18 protein-coding genes are annotated in these 21,043 nt (G+C 44.3%); 15 read left to right on the top strand and 3 right to left on the bottom strand.

All coding sequences use genetic code 11. The features are described from left to right. Positions 1 to 98: 98 nt before the first annotated feature. Entirely contained in the window at positions 99 to 827 is a 729-nt protein-coding gene (locus AACU28_RS22065; protein ID WP_108091685.1) for a tRNA1(Val) (adenine(37)-N6)-methyltransferase, read from the bottom strand. 314 nt (positions 828 to 1,141) lie between these two features. Here AACU28_RS22065 and brnQ point away from each other — a divergent pair, with 314 nt between their 5' ends. After that, positions 1,142 to 2,455 (top strand): branched-chain amino acid transport system II carrier protein, encoded by a 1,314-nt coding sequence (gene brnQ, locus AACU28_RS22060; protein ID WP_017077715.1) that lies wholly within the window; start codon positions 1,142 to 1,144, stop codon positions 2,453 to 2,455. Positions 2,456 to 2,616: 161 nt separating this feature from the next. On the opposite strand, the gene fldB is transcribed toward brnQ, so the two are convergent. Continuing rightward, positions 2,617 to 3,138, bottom strand: coding sequence for a flavodoxin FldB (gene fldB / locus AACU28_RS22055; RefSeq protein ID WP_004735008.1), 522 nt, complete (start codon positions 3,136 to 3,138; stop codon positions 2,617 to 2,619). A 150-nt stretch (positions 3,139 to 3,288) separates the two neighbouring features. Here fldB and xerD point away from each other — a divergent pair, with 150 nt between their 5' ends. The 8 genes from xerD to AACU28_RS22015 all read left to right on the top strand — a co-directional run bounded on the left by xerD (position 3,289) and on the right by AACU28_RS22015 (position 12,814). Further along, positions 3,289 to 4,203 carry a site-specific tyrosine recombinase XerD gene (xerD, locus tag AACU28_RS22050; protein ID WP_004735009.1) on the top strand — a complete coding sequence of 305 codons (915 nt, stop codon included), beginning with the start codon at positions 3,289 to 3,291 and terminating at the stop codon, positions 4,201 to 4,203. Between the two features lie 26 nt (positions 4,204 to 4,229). After that, on the top strand, positions 4,230 to 5,009 hold the full coding sequence (locus AACU28_RS22045) for a thioredoxin fold domain-containing protein (RefSeq protein ID WP_004735010.1): 780 nt from the start codon (positions 4,230 to 4,232) through the stop codon (positions 5,007 to 5,009). Positions 5,010 to 5,088: 79 nt separating this feature from the next. After that, positions 5,089 to 6,825 carry a single-stranded-DNA-specific exonuclease RecJ gene (gene recJ, locus AACU28_RS22040; protein ID WP_121603596.1) on the top strand — a complete coding sequence of 579 codons (1,737 nt, stop codon included), beginning with the start codon at positions 5,089 to 5,091 and terminating at the stop codon, positions 6,823 to 6,825. A gap of 251 nt (positions 6,826 to 7,076) precedes the next feature. After that, positions 7,077 to 8,175, top strand: a protein-coding gene (gene prfB, locus AACU28_RS22035; protein ID WP_099426155.1) for a peptide chain release factor 2 whose coding sequence is annotated in 2 segments (ribosomal slippage) — positions 7,077 to 7,151 and positions 7,153 to 8,175 — 1,098 coding nt in all. Because the reading frame shifts where the segments join, the coding sequence is not laid out codon by codon here. A 98-nt stretch (positions 8,176 to 8,273) separates the two neighbouring features. Continuing rightward, positions 8,274 to 9,806 (top strand): lysine--tRNA ligase, encoded by a 1,533-nt coding sequence (lysS, locus tag AACU28_RS22030; RefSeq protein ID WP_004735013.1) that lies wholly within the window; start codon positions 8,274 to 8,276, stop codon positions 9,804 to 9,806. A gap of 271 nt (positions 9,807 to 10,077) precedes the next feature. Beyond that, on the top strand, positions 10,078 to 11,412 hold the full coding sequence (gene vpsR / locus AACU28_RS22025) for a cyclic-di-GMP-binding transcriptional regulator VpsR (protein ID WP_004735014.1): 1,335 nt from the start codon (positions 10,078 to 10,080) through the stop codon (positions 11,410 to 11,412). Positions 11,413 to 12,036: 624 nt separating this feature from the next. Further along, a complete protein-coding gene (locus tag AACU28_RS22020) occupies positions 12,037 to 12,288 on the top strand; it encodes a hypothetical protein (RefSeq protein ID WP_004735015.1) in 252 nt (83 codons plus the stop codon). Positions 12,289 to 12,502: 214 nt separating this feature from the next. Further along, complete coding sequence (locus tag AACU28_RS22015) at positions 12,503 to 12,814, top strand: DUF6482 family protein (protein WP_004735016.1); 312 nt, start codon at positions 12,503 to 12,505, stop codon at positions 12,812 to 12,814. An 86-nt stretch (positions 12,815 to 12,900) separates the two neighbouring features. Here AACU28_RS22015 and mutH read toward each other — a convergent pair whose 3' ends face one another. Next, a complete protein-coding gene (gene mutH, locus AACU28_RS22010; RefSeq protein ID WP_086027492.1) occupies positions 12,901 to 13,566 on the bottom strand; it encodes a DNA mismatch repair endonuclease MutH in 666 nt (221 codons plus the stop codon). 616 nt (positions 13,567 to 14,182) lie between these two features. Between mutH and rppH the strand changes: the two genes are divergently transcribed. The 6 genes from rppH (at position 14,183) to AACU28_RS21980 (ending at position 21,035) form a co-directional block, all read left to right on the top strand. Continuing rightward, positions 14,183 to 14,701, top strand: coding sequence for an RNA pyrophosphohydrolase (rppH, locus tag AACU28_RS22005; RefSeq protein WP_004735018.1), 519 nt, complete (start codon positions 14,183 to 14,185; stop codon positions 14,699 to 14,701). A gap of 2 nt (positions 14,702 to 14,703) precedes the next feature. Beyond that, positions 14,704 to 16,953 carry a phosphoenolpyruvate--protein phosphotransferase gene (gene ptsP / locus AACU28_RS22000; RefSeq protein ID WP_121603595.1) on the top strand — a complete coding sequence of 750 codons (2,250 nt, stop codon included), beginning with the start codon at positions 14,704 to 14,706 and terminating at the stop codon, positions 16,951 to 16,953. Positions 16,954 to 16,961: 8 nt separating this feature from the next. Next, a complete protein-coding gene (locus AACU28_RS21995) occupies positions 16,962 to 17,753 on the top strand; it encodes a sulfite exporter TauE/SafE family protein (RefSeq protein ID WP_121603594.1) in 792 nt (263 codons plus the stop codon). Between the two features lie 58 nt (positions 17,754 to 17,811). Continuing rightward, a complete protein-coding gene (gene lgt / locus AACU28_RS21990) occupies positions 17,812 to 18,633 on the top strand; it encodes a prolipoprotein diacylglyceryl transferase (protein WP_004735021.1) in 822 nt (273 codons plus the stop codon). A gap of 9 nt (positions 18,634 to 18,642) precedes the next feature. Beyond that, entirely contained in the window at positions 18,643 to 19,494 is an 852-nt protein-coding gene (locus AACU28_RS21985) for a thymidylate synthase (protein ID WP_009848438.1), read from the top strand. A gap of 140 nt (positions 19,495 to 19,634) precedes the next feature. Continuing rightward, positions 19,635 to 21,035 (top strand): winged helix-turn-helix domain-containing protein, encoded by a 1,401-nt coding sequence (locus AACU28_RS21980; protein WP_121603593.1) that lies wholly within the window; start codon positions 19,635 to 19,637, stop codon positions 21,033 to 21,035. Positions 21,036 to 21,043: the final 8 nt, after the last annotated feature.

Genomic DNA, 21,043 nt, shown 5'->3' with positions numbered 1-21,043 from the left:
TCCACAAGCAATAAATGTTTCTGCCTCAAAAAGCAGACGATAAAAAAGAGTAGTCGGACATTATAGAAGCATTAGTGATTAGGATCACATGGTATTTGCTACATCTTGAGATAAAAATCTTTAGTAAGGGCAATAAATGCCTCGCTATAACCGCCATCGTGATGGATCGTAAGCGATTCACGCTGCAAATCTTGCTCACAAACAGGATCTTTAGACAATTCAAACAGGACTCGAATTGCCGGCTTTCTGTCTGTTGTTTTCACATCAAGGCGCTTTGCTAGGTACCAACCACATTGTTGGGCAAGCTTGATGAAGCCTTCTCCCTCGGTCGTCGGCAGTATAAAACTGGCGGTGGCGACATCAGTCGTTATCTCGAAACAACGCTGAGCAAGCTCAAGGTGATCCAAGCTATTGGTGTGTCTCGCGGTGGCTCTTTGGCTTTGCTGTGCCTGCTCTCCAGAGTTGAAGTAGGGCGGATTACAAATTATTGCATCAAATCGTTGCGAGAAATCCGTGGTTAACACGCTGCCATGATGAAGGGAGATGCGATCTTGCCAAGGCGACTGCTCAATATTGACTGTGGCAGCATCAATGGCGTGCTGATCAATATCTATCGCAGAGATTGAAGCATCCTCAAAACGCTGCGCAGCCATCAAGGCTAACAGACCTGTTCCTGTTCCAATATCGAGTACACATGATCTTTGTGGCAGGCTTACCCACGCGCCAAGTAACACGCCATCGGTACTGACGGGCATGCCGCTTTGTCCTCCGTAAATCGAGAATTTTTTGAAATTGAAGCTTTTGGTTTCGGTTTTTTTGTCTTTCATGAATGTTCTGGATATCGATATATTTTAAGTGATTAGCTCTAATGTTAATTAATTGTATGGCTCAATGTTCTATTTGAGAATTCATTGTTGTTAATTATGGTTAGCTTATAATTATGGCAATATTTCCATATCCAGTGGAATCCACTGCTTTTGGTTCTAAAATGCAAATTTATATGGTGTTTTTTTGTGGTGACTTGCAGCTAGCCAAGTGTTTCGTCATTATGCGCGACTATTTTATAGATTGATTGGCAGCTTCTAGCTGTAACATTCACGTAAGCACAACATAAATTCATAAATATAATTAAGGATTATCTGTGAAACAGAGTCTAAAACTAACAGATATAATGGCATTGGGCTTTATGCTTTTTGCGTTTTTCTTAGGTGCGGGTAACATCATCTTCCCACCTCTTGCTGGCCAATTAGCTGGTGACCACTTTCTTCCAGCGATGTCTGGTTTCCTGCTGACCGCCGTTGGTCTGCCGTTAATCACTATCGTCGCAGTTGCAGTGGCTGGTGGCTCTTGGGGTCATCTAACGAAAGATCTTCCAAAGCGAGCTGCAACTATCATGGCTGTGCTGATCTTTATCATCATCGGTCCTGCATTCGCTGCGCCACGTACCGGCCTTGTTGCTTATGAGATGGCGGTGAAACCGTTCTTCATCGATGCCTCTCAAGCTCACCTCACTCTTTTTTCGATTGCATTTTTTGTGGTAGCGATGTTCTTCTCATGGTCGCAAGGTAAGCTTATCGACGTAATCGGCAAGGTACTGACACCTGCACTATTTGTTGGTTTGGTTGTACTGGCAGTTGCTGTGTTCGTTAACCCACAAGGCGACATTCTTGCGGCTCACGGTGAGTACATTACTCAGCCACTGACCAAAGGTTTCCTTGAAGGCTACAACACCATGGATACGTTTGCTTCGTTGATGTTTGGTATGCTGATCGTTGATGCGATTCGCAGCAAGGGCATTACTGATCGTGCAGCGACGACTAAGTACCTTATCAGCGCAGGTTGTATTGCCGCGGCTGGTCTAGCGTTTGTTTATATCTCTCTGTTCTTCTTGGGCGCAACAAGCGCAACAGTCGCAGCGGGTGCGGACAATGGCGGTGCTATCTTAAGCCTTTACGTTCAATCACTGTTTGGCCCATCAGGTCAGCTAGTGCTTTCAGTGATCGTATTACTGGCGTGTCTAACAACGGCGATTGGCCTTGTTTCAGCATGTTCTGATTACTTCAGCTCGCTAACGCCTTTGTCTTACAAGACTTGGGTAATCATCAACGGTGTAGCTTGTGCAACTGTAGCGAACGTTGGCCTTTCTCAACTGATTTCTCTGTCTGTCCCAGTACTGTTTGCACTGTACCCAGTCGCTATCGCTTTGGTCGCACTGACATTCTTGCGTAGCCGTTTCCCTAATCCAAAAGCCGCTTACCGTGTGGTTGTATTAGTGTCTCTACTGTTCGCTCTTATTGATGGCGCTAAAGTAGCGGGTGTAGATGTGTCTGCACTTAAGATGCTGCCACTATTTGAGATTGGTATGGGTTGGTTACTTCCAACTGCTGCTGCAATCATCTGCATGTTCTTTGTTGGTAAAGCAACAGAACAAGAGATGGCTGAAGAGACCGTTTAATCTTCCGTTGAGATTAGATTGTCCTTCGAGATGAAATAGAAAAGGCCTCATTACTTCGCAGTAATGAGGCCTTTTTGTATCTAATCGATGATGTTCTTTCTGCCTGAAGCTTTTAGTTCTTAGTTCTTAGTTCTTAGCTCTGAACTCTAAGGAAGCAGAACTTATAGCTTTTCGCTGTACTCGACGAGGACTTGTTCAACCCAAGTTGCGATACGTTCGTCGCTGAGTTCGTACTGTGAATCTTCATCCAGAGCCAAACCAACAAACTGAGACTTGTCTTCTGTTAATGCTTTAGATGCTTCGAATTCGTAGCTGTCATCGTTTGGCCAGAAGCCGACAAACTCAGCGCCTGCGGTTTTCAATTCATCATGCAATAGACCCATCGCATCTAAGAACCACTCACCGTAGCCCTCTTGGTCACCTAGACCAAACAGAGCCACCACCTTACCTTTCATTGGCGTTGTTGCGATGTCTTCCCACAACTCATTCCAGTCTTCTTGGATTTCACCGAAATCCCACGTTGAGATACCAAGCAGTAAAAGGTCGTAGTCCGCCATAAAAGAAAGAGGGGTTTCTTTCACGTTATGGATATCAACTAGGTCTTCACCAATAATGCCGCGAATTTTCTCTGCTGCCATTTCGGTATAGCAGGTGGTTGAGCCGTAAAATAATCCAATTTTCATAGCAAACGTTCGATTTTAATTTCAGATGGCGAATTCTAACCATAAATCGACTTCGATTGCAGCGATTATCCGCTCAAGTCGTAATTTTTATGGCATTCATATTTGCTCTGACATACTCTCAAAACAGTTTCCAATATTGTGAGTAACACTATGCAGTCGCCTCAAGGGCAGAGCGCAGACCACGGTCTCGTTGAGCAGTTTTTAGATGCTATGTGGATGGAGAGGGGGTTATCGGAGAATACGCTTGTCTCATATCGTACCGACTTGTCCAAGCTTCTAACGTGGATGGAAAAGAACAATTACCGCCTCGACTTTATTAGCCTTTCAGGGCTACAGGATTATCAAGGCTGGTTAGCCGACGCCGATTTTAAGCAGACTTCCCGTGCTCGCATGTTGTCGGCGATTCGTCGCTTGTTCCAATACTTGCACCGCGAGAAAGTGAGAGGCGATGATCCGAGTGCATTGTTGATCAGCCCTAAGCTGCCACAACGCTTGCCAAAAGATTTGAGTGAAGAGCAAGTTAATGCACTGCTAGAGGCTCCTGATCCCAATGACCCTATTGAACTTCGCGATAAAGCGATGCTTGAGTTATTATATGCAACTGGTCTTCGTGTTACCGAGTTAGTCAGTTTGACGATGGAAAATATCAGCCTAAGACAAGGCGTGGTGCGTGTTATTGGTAAAGGCGGTAAAGAGCGCTTGGTGCCAATGGGCGAAAATGCCGTGGACTGGATTGAGACTTTTATTGAGCAAGGTCGGCCACAACTGCTCGGCGAAAACAGTTCTGATGTGGTTTTTCCGAGTAAACGCGCCAAGCAAATGACCCGTCAGACGTTTTGGTATCGTATTAAGCATTACTCGGTTGTTGCTGGTATAGACACAGAGCTATTGTCACCACACGTGTTAAGACACGCTTTTGCGACTCATTTACTGAACTATGGCGCAGATCTCAGGGTCGTACAGATGTTGCTTGGGCATAGTGACTTATCGACAACCCAAATTTATACTCACGTGGCGACCGAAAGGCTGAAGCAAATTCACGCGCAGCATCACCCACGTGCTTAAATCCATTTATTTTTAAGGTGAACTTAATGAGCGTATTACGCCGTCTTCCTCTATTAGTGCTTCCTCTCATGATTACTGCATGTAATGCATCAGAAGCGAAAGTCGAACAAACATCAACAGCCGTAGAAGTTGCTCCAGCTCAAGTTATTGATACAGCAGCGTTAACTAAGCGTTTTGAAAAAATCGGTATCAAGGTAGAGAAGATTGTTCCTTCAGACATTGATGGCCTATTAGAGATTCAAACTAACAGTGGCATTATCTTTTCTTCTCCAGAGGGCGATCACTTTCTAGCCGGCACTCTTTACTCTCTGGATGATAACGGCAAATTCAGTGACGTTTTGGCTGAGCGTCAAGCTCCACTTAATGCTGAAAAGGTCGCGGCGATGTCGGATACGGTTATCGAATATAAAGCCGATAACGAAAAGTATGTTGTGACGGTATTTACTGACATTACCTGTGGCTACTGTGTTCGTCTGCACAGCCAAATGCAAGGCTATAACGATCTAGGTATTACCGTTCGTTACATGGCTTACCCACGCCAAGGTGCGACAGGACAAGTTGCCGATCAAATGGCGGCAATCTGGGCTTCAGATGATCCAAAAACAGCCATGCACGATGCTAAAGTAAACCGTCAAATGCCAGCGTCTGGTAAAGACCTAGCAGAGCAGAAACAGATCATCGCCAAACAATACCAATTGGGTCGTGAGCTTGGCATCAATGGCACACCTGCTATCGTACTAGCAAGCGGTGAGTTGGTGAGTGGTTACTTACCGCCAGCACAACTTCTTCAACGTTTAGAGCAATAATATCGTTTCTGTATTGCCAATTTATCCCCCATGTTTTTGATTTAAGGAGTGGCCTGATTAATATCAGGCCCATTTTTATATGATAGAGATCCAACGCCGTCCTGAGGTCGACACTTCAGTCTTACCTGCTCACTTACCTGACTTGTTAAAGCGCATTTATGTGAGTCGCGGAATCGACAGTGCTGACCAACTAGAGACAGCAGCGAAAGGCTTGCACTCTTATCAAAAACTGGGCGGCATTGATGCTGCGGTTGAATTGTTGTTCAAAGCCATTCAGCAGCAAAAGCGCATCATCATTGTTGGTGACTTTGATGCCGATGGCGCAACCAGTTCGGCGTTGTCTGTGCTTGCTCTGCGTATGTTGGGCAGCTCTAACGTTGATTATCTAGTACCAAACCGTTTTGAAGATGGTTATGGCTTGAGCCCTGAGGTTGTCGAACAGGCGATCGAACTTGGTGCTGAAGTGATCATGACCGTGGACAACGGTGTCTCTTCGATTGACGGTGTCCGTTTCGCTAAAGAGCAAGGCCTTGATGTGCTGGTTACCGATCATCACTTGCCAGGCAATGAACTGCCAATCGCCGATGCGATGGTCAATCCGAACCTTGAAAGCTGTGCATTTCCTTCAAAAGCGCTAGCGGGTGTGGGTGTCGCCTTTTATCTAATGATGGCGTTGTGTGTTCACATGCGTAAGTTGGGCTGGTTTGTTCAACACGGTATGACAGAGCCCAAGTTGATGGAACTGATTGACCTAGTGGCACTGGGTACTGTTGCGGATGTGGTTCCACTTGATGAAAATAACCGAATCTTGGTGCACCAAGGGCTACAACGCATTCGTGCGGGCAAAGCTCGTCCGGGTATTCAAGCCTTGATTGAAATTGCTAAGCGAGATGCTAAGCGATTAGTTGCCTCCGATTTTGGTTTTGCGCTTGGTCCACGTATCAATGCGGCTGGCCGATTGGATGACATGTCTTTTGGTGTTGAGCTGTTAATGAGTAACAACATCCATGCCGCGCGTCGAATGGCCAGCGAGTTAGATGGCTTGAACCAAACACGTAAAGAGATCGAAGAGGGCATGAAACAAGAAGCGATGGCTTTTTGTGAGCGCCTTGAATTTGGTAAAGACGATTTGCCTTCTGGTTTAGCTCTGTTTCAACGTGATTGGCACCAAGGCGTAATCGGTATTCTCGCTTCGCGTATCAAAGACAAATATCACCGCCCAGTGATCGCATTTGCTGATGGTGGTGAAGGCAGCATCAAGGGTTCATGTCGTTCGATTCCAGGTTTGCACATGCGCGATGCGCTAGACAGAATCGATACTCAAAACCCTGGCTTGATCTTGAAGTTTGGTGGTCACGCAATGGCTGCTGGCTTAACCATTATGGAAAAAGACTTCGAGCGATTCAGCAAGATGTTTGATGACGTTGTGCGTAAAGAACTCGGTGAGACGGCACTTAAGGGCATTATCTTGTCTGATGGTGAGCTGTTACCTGAAGAGTTCTCAATGCACACCGCTGAAACGTTGCGTTCAGGTGGTCCGTGGGGCCAAGCTTTCCCAGAACCGATCTTTGATGGTGAGTTTAAAGTGCTGCATCAAAAACTGGTAGGTGAAAAACACCTTAAATTGATGCTAGAACCTCTATACAAAGGCCACCCAACCAATGTGATGATTGATGGTATTGCTTTCAATGTTGATTTACGTCGTTGGCCTGATACGTCAGTGAAAACGGTTCATCTTGCATTTAAGCTGGATATCAACGAGTTTCGTGGCAACCAATCGTTGCAGTTGATGGTTGACCATATTGAAGCCAAATAGTTGAAGCCAAATAGCGTTATCGTTCACTGAATGATGTTCATCATTTAGCCCCAAATTCAACAAGCTCTGTTCAAAAGCAGGGCTTGTTTTCTTTCTTTCCCTTACAAATTTCACGTGTTTTTTCTGTCTGTCAATTTTATATTCCATTAAGTTGTTGAATCTTGGCTTTCCGCTCTAAAAAATTCTGTATCTCCGTCACACTTTTGAGTACAATTCTTCGGTTAAATTCTACTCATAAATGATGAGCTAAAATGTTTGAAATCAATCCTATTAAAAACCGTCTGCAGGATGTGTCTGAACGCACAAATATCCTGAGGGGGTATCTTTGACTATGACGCTAGAAAAGAGCGTCTAGAAGAAGTAAACGCAGAATTAGAACAACCGGATGTATGGAACGAACCTGAGCGTGCTCAAGCGCTAGGTAAAGAACGTTCTGCATTGGAAGCAGTAGTAGAAACGATCGACCAACTTGACCAAGGTGTTGAGGATGTTGAGGGTCTATTAGAGCTTGCGGTTGAAGAAGAAGACCAAGAAACGTTTGACGAAATCGAACCAGAATTAGCAGAGCTAGAAGCTAAGCTAGAAAAACTGGAATTCCGTCGTATGTTTGCTGGCGATCACGACGCATCAGATTGCTACATCGATTTACAGTCAGGCTCGGGCGGTACAGAAGCTCAAGATTGGACTTCAATGATGTTGCGTATGTACTTACGTTGGGCAGATTCGAAAGGCTTCAAGACCGAAGTGATCGAAGTGTCTGATGGTGATGTTGCTGGCCTTAAAGGCGCAACGGTACGTATTTCTGGTGAATACGCTTATGGTTGGTTACGCACAGAGACAGGTGTTCACCGTCTAGTTCGTAAGTCACCATTTGATTCAAGTGGCCGTCGTCATACTTCATTTGCATCTGCGTTTATCTACCCAGAGATTGATGACAACATTACGATCGATATTAATCCTTCTGACTTACGTATTGACGTATACCGTGCCTCTGGTGCTGGTGGTCAACACGTAAACACCACGGAATCGGCGGTACGTATTACTCACGTTCCAACCAACACCGTGGTTCAATGTCAGAATGACCGTTCGCAGCATAAGAACAAAGACCAAGCGATGAAGCAGCTACGTGCTAAGCTTTTTGAACTTGAGATTCAAAAACAAAATGCTGAAAAACAAGCGAGCGAAGAAACGAAATCAGACATCGGTTGGGGCAGTCAAATCCGCTCTTACGTACTGGATGATTCTCGTATCAAAGATTTGCGCACCGGCATCGAAAATCGCAATACTCAAGCGGTTCTTGACGGTGACTTAGACAAGTTTATTGAAGCTAGCCTGAAATCAGGTCTGTAAGCTTTACCAACTCTTAAGCTTTACCAATAATATTGGTAAAAATGCCTATATTTTCAAAAATATAGCTGTCCAAATTATAAAAGCAAGGTACATCTCTAATGACTGATGCTGTTCAAAACGAAAACGCACAAGAAGCTTCTTCACCTGAAGAGAACAAACTAATCGCTGAACGCCGTAGCAAGCTGGATCACATCCGCTTGAACTGCAAAGCGAACGGTCACCCAAATGATTTCCGTCGCGAGCACCTAGCTGGCGATCTTCAAGCGGAATTCGGTGAGAAGACTAAGGAAGAGCTAGAAGAGCTTAACCACATCGTTGCGATCGCTGGTCGTGTTATGGCGAAGCGTGGTCCATTCCTTGCGATTCAAGAAACTTCTGGTCGTATCCAAGCATACGCAGCGAAAGACGTACAAAAAGTACTGAAAGAGAAGTACCAAGGCCTAGATATCGGTGACATCATCGGTGTTAAAGGTGCGCTTCACAAATCTGGTAAAGGTGACCTTTACGTGAACATGGAAGAGTTTGAACTGCTAACTAAAGCACTTCGTCCTCTACCAGAGAAGTTCCACGGTCTAACTGACCAAGAGATGCGTTACCGTCAGCGTTACGTTGACCTAATCGTGAACGAAGATTCTCGTAACACATTCATCGTGCGTTCTAAGCTTGTGTCTTCAATCCGTAACTTCATGAGCTCAAAAGGCTACCTAGAAGTTGAAACGCCAATGATGCACGTGATCCCAGGCGGTGCTACAGCACGTCCATTCATCACTCATCACAACGCATTAGACATCGACATGTACCTACGTGTTGCACCTGAGCTTTACCTTAAGCGTCTAGTGGTTGGTGGTTTTGACCGTGTATTCGAGATCAACCGTAACTTCCGTAACGAAGGTCTTTCTCCACGTCACAACCCAGAATTCACAATGATGGAATTCTACCAAGCGTACTCTGACTACAAAGATCTAATGGATCTAACGGAAGAGATGCTAAGCACAGCAGCGATGGACGTTCTTGGTTCTACTTCTATGCCTTACGGTGACGAAACGGTTGAGTTCGGTGGCACTTACGCTCGCATGAGCATGTTCGATGCAATCAAACACTACACACCTGAAAATGCAAACATTCAAGCTCTGACTGAAGATGATCTTCAGAACAGAGAATTGATGGTTAAAATTGCAGAAGAAGTAGGTCTGTACGTTGAGAAATTCTGGACTTGTGGTCAGCTTCTTGAAGAGATCTTTGGTGAAACGGCTGAGCCTCAGCTAATTCAACCAACATTCATCACGGGTTACCCAGCGGACATCTCTCCACTGGCTCGTCGTAGCGACAGCAACCCATTCTTCACTGACCGCTTTGAGTTCTTCATCGGTGGCCGTGAAGTAGCGAATGGTTTCTCTGAGCTTAACGATGCACAAGACCAAGATGAGCGTTTTAAAGCGCAAGTTAACGCAAAAGACGCGGGTGATGACGAAGCGATGTACTACGATGCAGACTACATTACTGCACTAGAGCACGGCTTACCGCCAACAGCGGGTCAAGGTATTGGTATTGATCGTCTAGCGATGCTATTTACAAATACGCACACAATCCGTGACGTGATCTTGTTCCCGGCAATGCGTCCACAAGCGTAATACTCGCTTATGGGATGTAACAGCCCATCTAATTAAAAAAGCCACCTTCGGGTGGCTTTTTCTGTTTTTAGGCTGCAAAACCTAGCCTGTACCCCACTCTTGATTCGAAAAACCATTATTTCTGACATAGTCTTACTATTGAGACATAAAATCTAAGATAGTCTCACTACTATACGTCCTGCGCTGAATACGATCTCGTGGCATTTTGTCGAACGATGAAGCAGTGACTCGTATTAGCTTGATTTAAATAAAAATAGAATAAGGAAGAAGGATGGGAACTCAATTTAAGATGGATTCCTTACCAGGTTCTCTTATCGTCGTTGGTGGTGCGTACGAACCCTGGTTATCAGTGTTAGAGCAAGTGGGTTGGCAATGTACCCAGTGTGCAGATTTACGAAAAGCCGATGCCTTGATTGCTGACATTGGCCCATGCATTGGCATTGTGGATCTTAGTCATGATGAGTTTAGCCTTAACGGTATCGCTAATCTCGTGAGCAACAACAAGCAAGTAAGATGGCTCGCTTTTATTCGTGAATCGCAATTGAGCTCTGATACCATTTGCCAATTTATCGTGAACTTCTGTATCGACTTTTTCACGGCGCCAATCCCAGATGCCCAGTTATTGAGTACCATTGGTCACCAATTGGGTATGCTCAAGCTTGAGCAGAAAGTATGGCCGAATTACGGCATCAACAACAATATGGGTTTGCTTGGCGACTCTGTGGCTGTGAAGCGTTTGAGAGACCAAGTAAAGCGCATTGGGCCGACTGATGTCAGTATCCTGATTTACGGAGAGAGTGGAGCAGGAAAAGAGACGGTTGCACGCTCAATTCATCAAAACTCTTCGCGAGCGCAAAAGCCATTTTTAACGGTCAATTGTCGTGCCTTATCTGAAATGAGAATAGAGGCCGAGGTATTTGGTATCTCTGCACAGCCCGCTGCAGCACCTTGTCTGTTGGAAGAAGCCGACGGCGGAACCATCTTACTCAATGATGTATTGGCGATGCCACGCAATCAGCAGTTGAACCTGCTGCGTTTCTTACAAGAAGGTAAAATTGAAACTGCGGATGGTCCTAAACCTGTCGATGTGCGTATTCTGGCCGCGAACTCTTCTGATATCGAAAAGGCATTGATCGAGGGCGACTTCAATGAAGAGCTTTATCATTACATCAATGTTCTGCGTATTCACGTTCCGAGCTTAAAAGAGCGAGTGAGTGATATTTCAGTATTGGCTAATCATTTTCTACGTGAGTATTCAAAAGAGTTTAATGCTCAAGCGAAGAGCTTTTCAGACGATGCTATCCGCTCGATGAATCGTTATCACTGGCCGGGTAATGTGCGTGAGTTGATGAATCAAATTAAGCGTGTCGTGCTGATGTCGGATGCGGTGATCATTGACGATCAACAACTGGATTTACCAAAACAGAATGATGAGCGCCGCAGTCTCAAAAGTATCCGTGAGCGTTCAGAGCGAGATGCGTTGCTGATTGTTCTGGAATCTTATGGTGGTCAAGTATCGTTGGCCGCTAAGGAGCTTGGAGTTTCGCGTGCAACCATGTACCGATTGCTGAATAAACATAGCCTGATTTCTGAAGGTGTTGTTTAGAGCTCTCTATTCATTGATTCTATCCAGTTAGTGTAAATCTAAGAGCCACGCATGATGCGTGGTTTTTTTATATCCATTGCTACAACTTCTCGTTGATCGTTGATCGTTGATCGTTGACTGCTGATAGATTGATAGATTGAGCTATTGGAGGCTCGGTCTTTAAGATAGATGTTCTGTGATTTTATATAATCATAGTGAATATGTTATATATAAAGTGATATGCAACTGATATTTTGGGTGAATCATTTGTTTTGAAATTGTTAATCAATTATCGGTTGAATAATATACTCACTTGGTTAGACTTTAACCGTGAAAGCAATGGTTTAACAAAGACTTATTTGCTTTTATTATCTCATTTCTTTTTGGATTTTTTAGTTAGTTTGGAGGCGCAAATGAAACATTTCGATTTTATACAGCATATTTGCGCGTCGTTTGATCCGTGTACTGACATGGTGACAGTTATGTCACAAACATCAGCCATGGCCGATCTAAACACCCAAGATAAACCTAACTAATAGATCCGTACCCTTATTTGGCTGCGGAAAAATAGCAGCTAAGTGAGAAGCCCTCATACTATCTAATACGCTATTTTTCCTCAGTTTATTTTACAACTGGAGAGTTATTATGCGTCACTCAGTATACTTAAAACTAGCAACAGTCCTTATCCGTGCAGACCTTCGTCGTGAAGAACGTGAATGGCAACGAAAAGTTCGTCGTAGTTCATACGATCTACCATGGAACAATACTCATTTATTGAGAGATATTGGCCTTGAAGCCGATGGTCGACCAATTGGTTTTTCTGAACCTGAAGTCGTTACGATTGAACGTCGAGTTCGTCACCTTCGTCGAGTCTTAAGCGCGCGAATACCGACGTAATCTTGTGGGGTGATAGCGCCTTTCACCCCTTAAGATAAATATCAGCGATAGTTGTGGCGTCGGAAGTGCAAGCTTTTGAACTAGAACTGGCCAAAAAAGAGAAGCACTTGCTTCTCTTTTTTGCTTTTTTAAGCCGTTATGTGTGCTTTTTTAAGTCGTTATCTAGTAAAGAAAAAGAGTTCTACTACGCTTTATAGAGCAAGGGAGGCTGGCTATGCAAAAGCATCAATTAGACATGTGGTTACATGGAGAGCACAAAGACTCTTATCAAACACCAAAGGTATACGTTATTGGCTGTTCCGATATCTCGGAATATCTATTAGCAGTGGAATATAAACACAAGCTAGAACCGGTAAAGCAAGACGGTGAGCCGCTTCACTTTGGATCCTTGGATCAAGTGAAAGAAGAGTTGCTCCGGCTCGGTTTTGAAAAGGCGTATCTTCGCTTACACAACGCCTATGATGAGTTTGGTAATGAGCCAAGCCAAAGCTACTGTGATATTGAACTGGCGCTCAAACCTCATTAGAGAGCGTTTGTAGCTAGAGATTGATTCTAGTTACTGGCGGTTTGTAACATACTGATAGTTTGGTCCATCTATTCTAAATAAAAGCTCTATGCGTAATGGGTTGTCAGCAATTTATGGGTGAATTGAGTCCGTAGATAGAAACCACGTGGCTTAGTCTTGATAGGTTTTCCACTTGCACCGTAAGCTTCTGTTAACACGCGACTGTTGGCCGCTTTTGGTCGTAAATGCAGTGCTTCACCGTGTCTTGCTGTTATCTGCTCAACGTTACCCAACACGATCAACTCCATCAGCTCTTCCCAATCTCTTTTCAGGAGTTCGTTTTCAGCTAGGCTTGGTGTCCAGAGTAATGGGGAGCCAACATGCCTTTCTGCCAGCGGGATCTCTCTTTCTCCCTCAACAGGGATCCACAACACTTTAGATAGCTTGTTTCGAACGTGACTGGTTTCCCAAGTTATGCCTTGCACGCCCATCAATGGAGCGACACAAACAAAGGTGGTTTCGAGTGGCTTTCCAGAGTAGCCAATCGGGATGCTTTTAAGCTCGATACCGAGTTTGGCAAAATCTTGTTCTGGCTTGCTGCCAGCGGGCGCACCCAAGTGCCATTCCAATAGCTGTCCAACCCAGCCTTTATCACGCTTGAGGTCGTTTGGCATCACCATCTCAGCTTCATCGGCGAGCTCTTTAAAGGTCATTCCGGCGATAGCATACGCTCTGTCTAGCAGCTCTTGTTGTGTTTGTGGTTCTGGTTTCATAATAAAAGGCATGATCAAAAAAATGATTTTACCAGAAGTTATCACCATATGACGACTGGTTAAGAAATGATCTCCTTGTTAGGAAAGGGATCAAACTCATGGTTATCCACAGGACATAAAGGTAATTAATTGAAATATTAATTTAGTGGATAAATAAACAGGAGTTTATGGTGGATTAAATGCTTGCCAAATGGGGTTAAAAATGAATCTTTCACTTACTAGTGTGGATAAACATCGGAGTGGTTGATCTTTAACCACGTTCAGTTTTTGAAAGATCTTTTACTTTTCTAATGTTTTTGAAAATGAAAAATTAATTTTAAATTATTGATTTTTAATGGAATAAATTAAATTTGTTCGACTTGGTGTTTTTGGTGTTGATGAATCTATGGATTAAAAAAAACGATTGCGGGTAATTCTTCACATAGTTATTCACAGAAAAGGTGAATAAATGTGGTCTATGTCTCACTATTGTGTGGGTAACTAGAATTTGAGCAAAACTTATCCATATTCTTAGTTAATATTCATAAATATAGCGCTTGTCACGTCACTAAGTTTGCTCCGATTGGGGATATGTGGAAAAATCAGAGTAATTAAAAATTTAGATAGAGGTTGGCCAGTGATAGATGGCGATGGTTACCGATTAAATGTTGGTATTGTAATCTGTAACAACCATGGTCAGGTCTTCTGGGCTAAACGATACGGGCAACATTCATGGCAATTCCCTCAAGGGGGGATAGATGAAGGTGAAACTCCGGAACAGGCAATGTACCGCGAGTTGTATGAAGAGGTTGGCCTTACTAAAAAGGATGTAAAGATCGTCGCGACAAGTCGTCATTGGTTACGCTATAAGCTGCCCAAACGACTGGTTCGGTGGGATTCTAAACCTGTCTGTATTGGACAAAAACAGAAGTGGTTCCTTTTACGCTTAGATTGCGATGAATCGCAGATCAATATGCAGCGTGGAAGTACACCTGAGTTTGATGGTTGGCGTTGGGTGAGTTACTGGTACCCAGTTCGACAAGTTGTTTCTTTCAAGCGAGATGTTTACCGTCGAGCGATGAAAGAATTCGCATCTTTAGCAATGCCGTTTAAAGAGCGAAAAACAAAAGGAAAACGCAAATTGCGTAGAGGTTAAGCATGCTCAGTCAACTAAGGGAAATAGTTGAACACGTATCAAGAGTTGAAGATGTGTCGACGGCTCTTGATATTTTGGTTAAAGAGACATGCAGTGCGATGCAGACGGAATGTTGCACCGTGTATTTGGCAAATAATGATATGCAGCGTCTTGAGTTGATGGCAACTCAAGGCCTGATCTTCAAAGGCAATAGCATTCACATTGGTTTTGACGAAGGTCTGGTTGGCCTTGTTAAAAGAAGTGCTGAACCTATCAACCTTGCACAAGCGTCTGCTCACCCTGCTTATAAGTTTTTTCCAGAGCTTGGAGAAAAGGTTTATCACTCTTTTCTCGGCACTCCGATTATCCATCGCAAGCAAGTGCTTGGCGTATTGGTTATTCAACAGAAGTCTCCTCGTTTATTCAGTGAGATGGAAGAATCCTTCCTTGTCACTCTCTCAGCACAACTTGCGGTCATTGTGGCGCACGCTCAAACTCAAGGCCATTGGCTTTTAGAGCAACAGAAGCTACCTAAGATTAAAGGTATTGCAGCTTCATCGGGCGTTGCGATTGGCGATTTATGGTGGGACAACACTCAGCCTGAACTTACCGATGTTTATCCAGCATCGACGCTTAATGTTGAAAGAGAGCATGAAATGCTGGCAGTCGCCGTCGAAAATGCTCTCAATGACTTTAAGCGAATGCGAAAGCGCCTAGACAGTGAAATCAATAAAGACGCGTTGGCGATCTTTGACCTGTTTACTCACTTACTCAACGATCCAATGTTACGTAAGGATCTTAAGAGCCAAATCCAGAAAGGCGATAAGGCTGATTGGGCATTAAGGCAGGTTGTTGAGAGTTACTCGAATCGCTTTGCTCGTATGTCAGACGTGTACCTTCGTGAGAGGGCACAAGACATCCGAGAGCTTGGTCAAAGATTGCTCTATTTTCTTCACAATTCTGAACATGAACTTCGCACGCTAGATAAGCCAATTATTTTGGTGGTTCGAGAGCTAACGGCTTCGGTATTGGCCTCTATTCCCAAAGAAAAACTTTTAGCGGTTATTTCTTTGGAAGGGGCGGCGAATTCACATGCCGCGATTTTATCTCGAGCTTTGGGTATTCCTTCTGTTATGGGGGTTAACCTAAATCTTGCTCAAGCTAATGGTAAGCAAGCGATTGTTGACGGGTATAGTGGCGAGATCTTTATTGAGCCGACTCAAAACCTGCTCAAAGAATATCAAGGGCTGATTCTAGAAGAGAGTGAGCTCTCTTCGATGGTCAATCGAGAACTATACTTACCGGCAAAAACGCAAGACAACCAGCAAGTCGGGATCCTGCTTAATGCGGGCTTGAGTGCCGACACCAATATCGCTATCAACCAAGGCGTTGATGGGGTGGGGCTGTATCGAACCGAAATTTCTTTCTTGTTACAGCAGAGGTTCCCGTCAGAGGACGAACAATTCAAGCAATACCGTTCTGTACTCGCGAGCTACCCTGAGAAGCAAGTGGTGATGCGTACACTCGATATCGGTGGCGATAAGGCCTTACCTTATTTCCCTATCGAAGAGGACAACCCATTCCTTGGCTGGCGTGGTATTCGTTTTACGCTCGATCATCCTGACATCTTTATTATTCAGTTACGTGCCATGCTACGTGCGAGCTGTGAAAGCCATAACTTGAGTATTTTGCTGCCGATGATCTCTGGTGCGCAGGAACTGGATGACGCGCTACAACTTATTGAACAAGCGTATGACGAAGTGCATGAGCTTGATAACCGAGTGCGTATGCCTCGCGTTGGTATCATGATTGAAGTGCCATCAATGCTTTACATACTGCCGCTGATTGCTGATAAGGTCGACTTTGTTTCAGTCGGTACCAACGACTTAACTCAATATTTATTAGCGGTTGATCGGAACAATTCACGAGTATCCGATGTCTATGAATCAATGCACCCTGCGGTGATCATGGCATTAAAACAAATTCATGATACTTGTAAGCAACATCAATTACCTGTGTGTATTTGTGGCGAGCTAGCTGGTGATCCTATGGGCGCGTTGTTACTGATTGGGTTGGGGTATGAGACGTTAAGTATGAATACCTCGAATGTCGCGAGGACTAAATATTTGATTCGCCAATCTAACTTGAGTGAATTACAGGATTTGGCAAATAGAGCGCTTTCAAAACCATATGGTAGTGACATCTATAGTATGATGCTGAACTATTTCGAAGAGCGTGAATTTACAGGCTTCATTCGAGCAGGTAAAAAATAGGATTTAACGTGTCATATGAACTGATAGGCTTGTTAGCAGGCCTTGGTGCTATTGTTGGTGTTTTAGCGGGCTTGCTAGGCATTGGTGGTGGTTTGCTGGTCGTTCCTGCCTTGCTATTTTTGCTTCCTAAAGCGGGTATTCCTCAAGAGTTTGCGATGCAAATGGCATTGGCAACCTCGTTATCAACCATTATTGTTACCTCGGGATCGTCTGCAATTAACCATTTAAAATTGGGTAATGTGGAACTTTTTGTCGTTAAGTGGTTGATGCCTGGTGTGGTGATTGGTGGTTTCCTAGGTTCTTTTGTCGCCGACGTTATTCCTGCTCAATATCTGCCAAAAGTCTTTGGTGTGATTGTCTTGGTATTGTCGTTGCAGATGTTGTTGTCGCTCCGCTCTAAGAGTCAAAAGTCGATGCCGGGTTCAGCTAAGACCATGTTATGTGGTGGCGGTATTGGTTTGGTTTCAAGCTTGGCTGGTATTGGTGGTGGTTCTTTATCGGTGCCTTTCCTTAACCATCACGGTGTGGAAATGCGCAAAGCTGTAGGCTCATCCTCTGTATGTGGTTGTGTTATCGCGATTTCGGGAATGCTAGGCTTTATTTGGCATGGCTCTTCTGTCGATGATCTTCCGGCGTATAGCTTGGGTTATGTTTATCTACCGGCTTTGATAGCGATATCTTGTACCTCAGTACTGACCACACGAGTTGGCGCTAAACTGGCCACTCAATTGCCAACCCCCGTGCTGAAGAAATTCTTTGCGGTATTTTTAATGTTTATAGCAGCCACTATGCTGCTGTAGTGTCTTTTCTGTTAGCTGTTGAGTTAACCGTTATTCAATTTTAGATAGAGAGCCAAGTATGTCTCAGGGTTTTATCGAATTCCCAAATATCGATCCTGTTCTTATTGAACTAGGACCAATCTCAGTTCGTTGGTACGGCCTAATGTACCTTGTCGGCTTTATGTTTGCTCTTTGGTTAGCAAATCGCCGAGCTGATCAACCCGGTAGTGGTTGGACTCGAGAGCAAGTATCAGACCTACTGTTTGCTGGCTTTCTAGGTGTGGTGCTTGGTGGTCGTATTGGCTACGTACTTTTCTACAACTTTGGCCTTTTCATTGATGATCCACTCTACCTATTTAAGGTATGGACTGGCGGTATGTCTTTCCACGGTGGTTTGCTTGGTGTGATCACCGCGATGCTTTGGTATGCCAAAAAGAACGGTCGAACCTTTTTTGGTGTCGCTGACATGATTGCACCATTGGTTCCATTTGGTTTAGGTATGGGCCGCATGGGCAACTTCATGAACAGTGAGCTATGGGGTCGTGTGACTGATGTGCCATGGGCGATTGTATTCCCTAACGGTGGTCCACTCCCTCGTCACCCATCTCAGCTTTATGAAATGGCGCTTGAAGGTATTGTACTGTTCTTCATCTTGAACTGGTTCATCAAAAAGCCTCGTCCTCTTGGTTCTGTATCAGGGTTATTCCTAGCAGGATATGGTACATTCCGCTTCCTAGTTGAATACGTACGTGAACCTGATGCTCAGCTAGGTTTGTTCGGTGGATTTATCTCTATGGGACAAATTTTGTCACTGCCAATGGTTATCATCGGTGTGCTGATGATGGTTTGGGCATACAAGCGTGGTCACTACAAAGATGAATTACCACAACAAACGAAGTAAGGAATTGGTGTGAAACAGTATTTAGATCTCTGTCAGCGTATCGTTAATGACGGTACTTGGATTGAAAATGAACGCACAGGCAAGCGCTGCCTAACCGTAATCAATGCTGACCTTGAATATGATGTAGGTAATAACCAATTCCCACTGGTAACAACACGTAAAAGTTTTTGGAAAGCCGCAGTTGCTGAGCTGCTTGGCTATATCCGTGGTTACGACAATGCTGAAGATTTTCGTAAGTTAGGGACTAAAACTTGGGATGCGAATTCTAACCTGAATGAAGCATGGCTAAATAACCCTTACCGCAAGGGTGAAGACGACATGGGCCGTGTTTATGGCGTTCAAGGACGTGCATGGGCAAAACCTGACGGCGGTCATATCGACCAACTGAAGAAGATTGTTGATGATCTAACGAACGGCATTGATGATCGCGGCGAGATCTTAAACTTCTATAACCCAGGTGAGTTCCACATGGGTTGTTTACGTCCGTGTATGTACAGCCACCACTTCTCTCTACTTGGTGACACTTTGTACCTAAACAGTACTCAGCGCTCTTGTGATGTTCCATTAGGCCTGAACTTCAACATGGTTCAAGTGTATGTGTTCCTAGCAATCATGGCGCAAATCACGGGCAAGAAAGCCGGTGTGGCTTACCACAAGCTGGTTAATGCTCATATCTACGAAGATCAACTCGCACCTATGCGTGATATCCAGTTGAAGCGTGAGCCTTTAGCGGGGCCAACATTCCATATCAATCCTGAGATTAAGTCTTTAGAAGATTTGGAAACGTGGGTGACGATGGATGACTTCTGGGTTGAAGGCTACGAATGCCACGAAGCGATTAAGTACCCATTCTCGGTTTAATCTAATCTGCTTTGACTGACTGATTGACTGATTGATCGAAAGGCTGCCTCTGCGCAGCCTTTTTTATTTCTGATGCTTGGCTTGCTTACTATTCGTAAAACCAATAATCTTGAGTGGTCTTTTCTAACCACAGAACTACTATGACTCGCTCGCATTGCTTTGTATTGCAACACGACTTTCCTATTTCTTTCTACCCTGATAAAAACCAGTTGGTGATTGATAGTGAAGAGATTCATTTAGAGCCACTACAAGCAAGGCTGCTCAGCTATTTCATCGAGAAGCGCGGGCAAGTGGTTAGTACGCAGCAGATAGCCGCTGATGTCTGGCAACGAACTCAAGTGTCTGACAACTTGGTTAGACAGGTCATCAGCTTACTGCGCAGTCAGCTTCAGGATAAGTCACGCCCGTATCGCATCATTCAGACCATTCCTAAGCAAGGTTACCTGTTCGATGTTGAGGTGACTCAGCCGAGTGTCGAACCAACTTCCGTTGATGACGCCTCTCTACCTGAATCTGAGCCTAAACCTTTTGTTGTTAATTCGAAAAAGAAAACCATCGCCCTGATTACAACCGCAGTATTCTCTGTTGGCTTAATAGCAGCTTGGGCGTGGCAAATTGATGTCTCAACCAATGACACAGCTGTTATTTCTGCGCCTCAAAGTGATGTGATTCCCGTTTATATCCATGACATAACACTCGATTCTGCGGACGATTATGAGATGTCGGAAAGCGTGTACAACTACCTATTCTACGGGCTGAACTCAGCGAGAAATTTATCGGGTTACCACTTCTCTCAGCTATCGAAACAGGGCAAGCAATCACTTGCCAATAATGGTGTCGAACTCAAAGGTTGGCTCAAGCAAAAGGGCAGTGATTATATACTGAGCGTGCTGATACAAAACAACCGCCAGCCCAATCAAAGCCAGAAAGTGGAAAAGAGCTTTAGCCAAGATAACTTCTTTGATGCCATTGGGGATGTAATTCTTGAGATTAAAGCCATTATTGCCCCAATGAGTTCAGAATACGGCGTCGTCAGTCATCGAGTGACTTCTATTGATAACTACGATGATTGGAAGGTTATTTCAGAGGGAATATCGCTTTTCTACCAAGGTAAAGGTGGACAGCCATTTGCAGAGATCGCACTTCAGTTGGATACGATTCAACAGCAAGGAAGAGACAATTATTTGGTCAATGCCTTATTGTCGTATTCGGAATCTTTGGCTTATTTGCAAAGTCATGAGCAAGAAGATCGCGAACATGCACTGCAACTGGCAAAGCAAGCCTTCGAGATGAACCCACGTTGTGACATCGCTAATCTTACCTTGGGTCTTGCATTGTTAATCAACCAACATGCCAATCAAGCTTTCCCTTACCTTTTTTACGCGGCCGAAAGTACACCGAGCCCAATCAGTTTTTATCTACTTAGTGTGGCTGACAAGCTGTCGGATAATCCCGAAGGTTCGCAATACAACTATCAGCGCTATACCGAAGTGAAAAAAGAGTATAATGGTCAACTGTTTGATCTTATTGAATCTTTATAAAAAACAAA

Source organism: Vibrio sp. SBT000027, from assembly GCF_963894355.1.
GTDB classification, from domain to species: Bacteria; Pseudomonadota; Gammaproteobacteria; order Enterobacterales; family Vibrionaceae; genus Vibrio; species Vibrio splendidus.
The sequence above is the reverse complement of the archived record's forward strand: the minus strand, read 5'-3'. Positions and strand labels throughout refer to the sequence as shown.

What these genes read in the sequence shown, in the direction of transcription:
- AACU28_RS22065 (WP_108091685.1), bottom strand. Translation starts at nt 827, where the DNA reads ATGAAAGACAAAAAAACCGAAACCAAAAGCTTCAATTTCAAAAAATTC.
- fldB (WP_004735008.1), bottom strand. Translation starts at nt 3,138, where the DNA reads ATGAAAATTGGATTATTTTACGGCTCAACCACCTGCTATACCGAAATG.
- xerD (WP_004735009.1), top strand. Translation starts at nt 3,289, where the DNA reads ATGCAGTCGCCTCAAGGGCAGAGCGCAGACCACGGTCTCGTTGAGCAG.
- AACU28_RS22045 (WP_004735010.1), top strand. Translation starts at nt 4,230, where the DNA reads ATGAGCGTATTACGCCGTCTTCCTCTATTAGTGCTTCCTCTCATGATT.
- recJ (WP_121603596.1), top strand. Translation starts at nt 5,089, where the DNA reads ATGATAGAGATCCAACGCCGTCCTGAGGTCGACACTTCAGTCTTACCT.
- lysS (WP_004735013.1), top strand. Translation starts at nt 8,274, where the DNA reads ATGACTGATGCTGTTCAAAACGAAAACGCACAAGAAGCTTCTTCACCT.
- vpsR (WP_004735014.1), top strand. Translation starts at nt 10,078, where the DNA reads ATGGGAACTCAATTTAAGATGGATTCCTTACCAGGTTCTCTTATCGTC.
- AACU28_RS22020 (WP_004735015.1), top strand. Translation starts at nt 12,037, where the DNA reads ATGCGTCACTCAGTATACTTAAAACTAGCAACAGTCCTTATCCGTGCA.
- AACU28_RS22015 (WP_004735016.1), top strand. Translation starts at nt 12,503, where the DNA reads ATGCAAAAGCATCAATTAGACATGTGGTTACATGGAGAGCACAAAGAC.
- mutH (WP_086027492.1), bottom strand. Translation starts at nt 13,566, where the DNA reads ATGAAACCAGAACCACAAACACAACAAGAGCTGCTAGACAGAGCGTAT.
- ptsP (WP_121603595.1), top strand. Translation starts at nt 14,704, where the DNA reads ATGCTCAGTCAACTAAGGGAAATAGTTGAACACGTATCAAGAGTTGAA.
- lgt (WP_004735021.1), top strand. Translation starts at nt 17,812, where the DNA reads ATGTCTCAGGGTTTTATCGAATTCCCAAATATCGATCCTGTTCTTATT.
- AACU28_RS21980 (WP_121603593.1), top strand. Translation starts at nt 19,635, where the DNA reads ATGACTCGCTCGCATTGCTTTGTATTGCAACACGACTTTCCTATTTCT.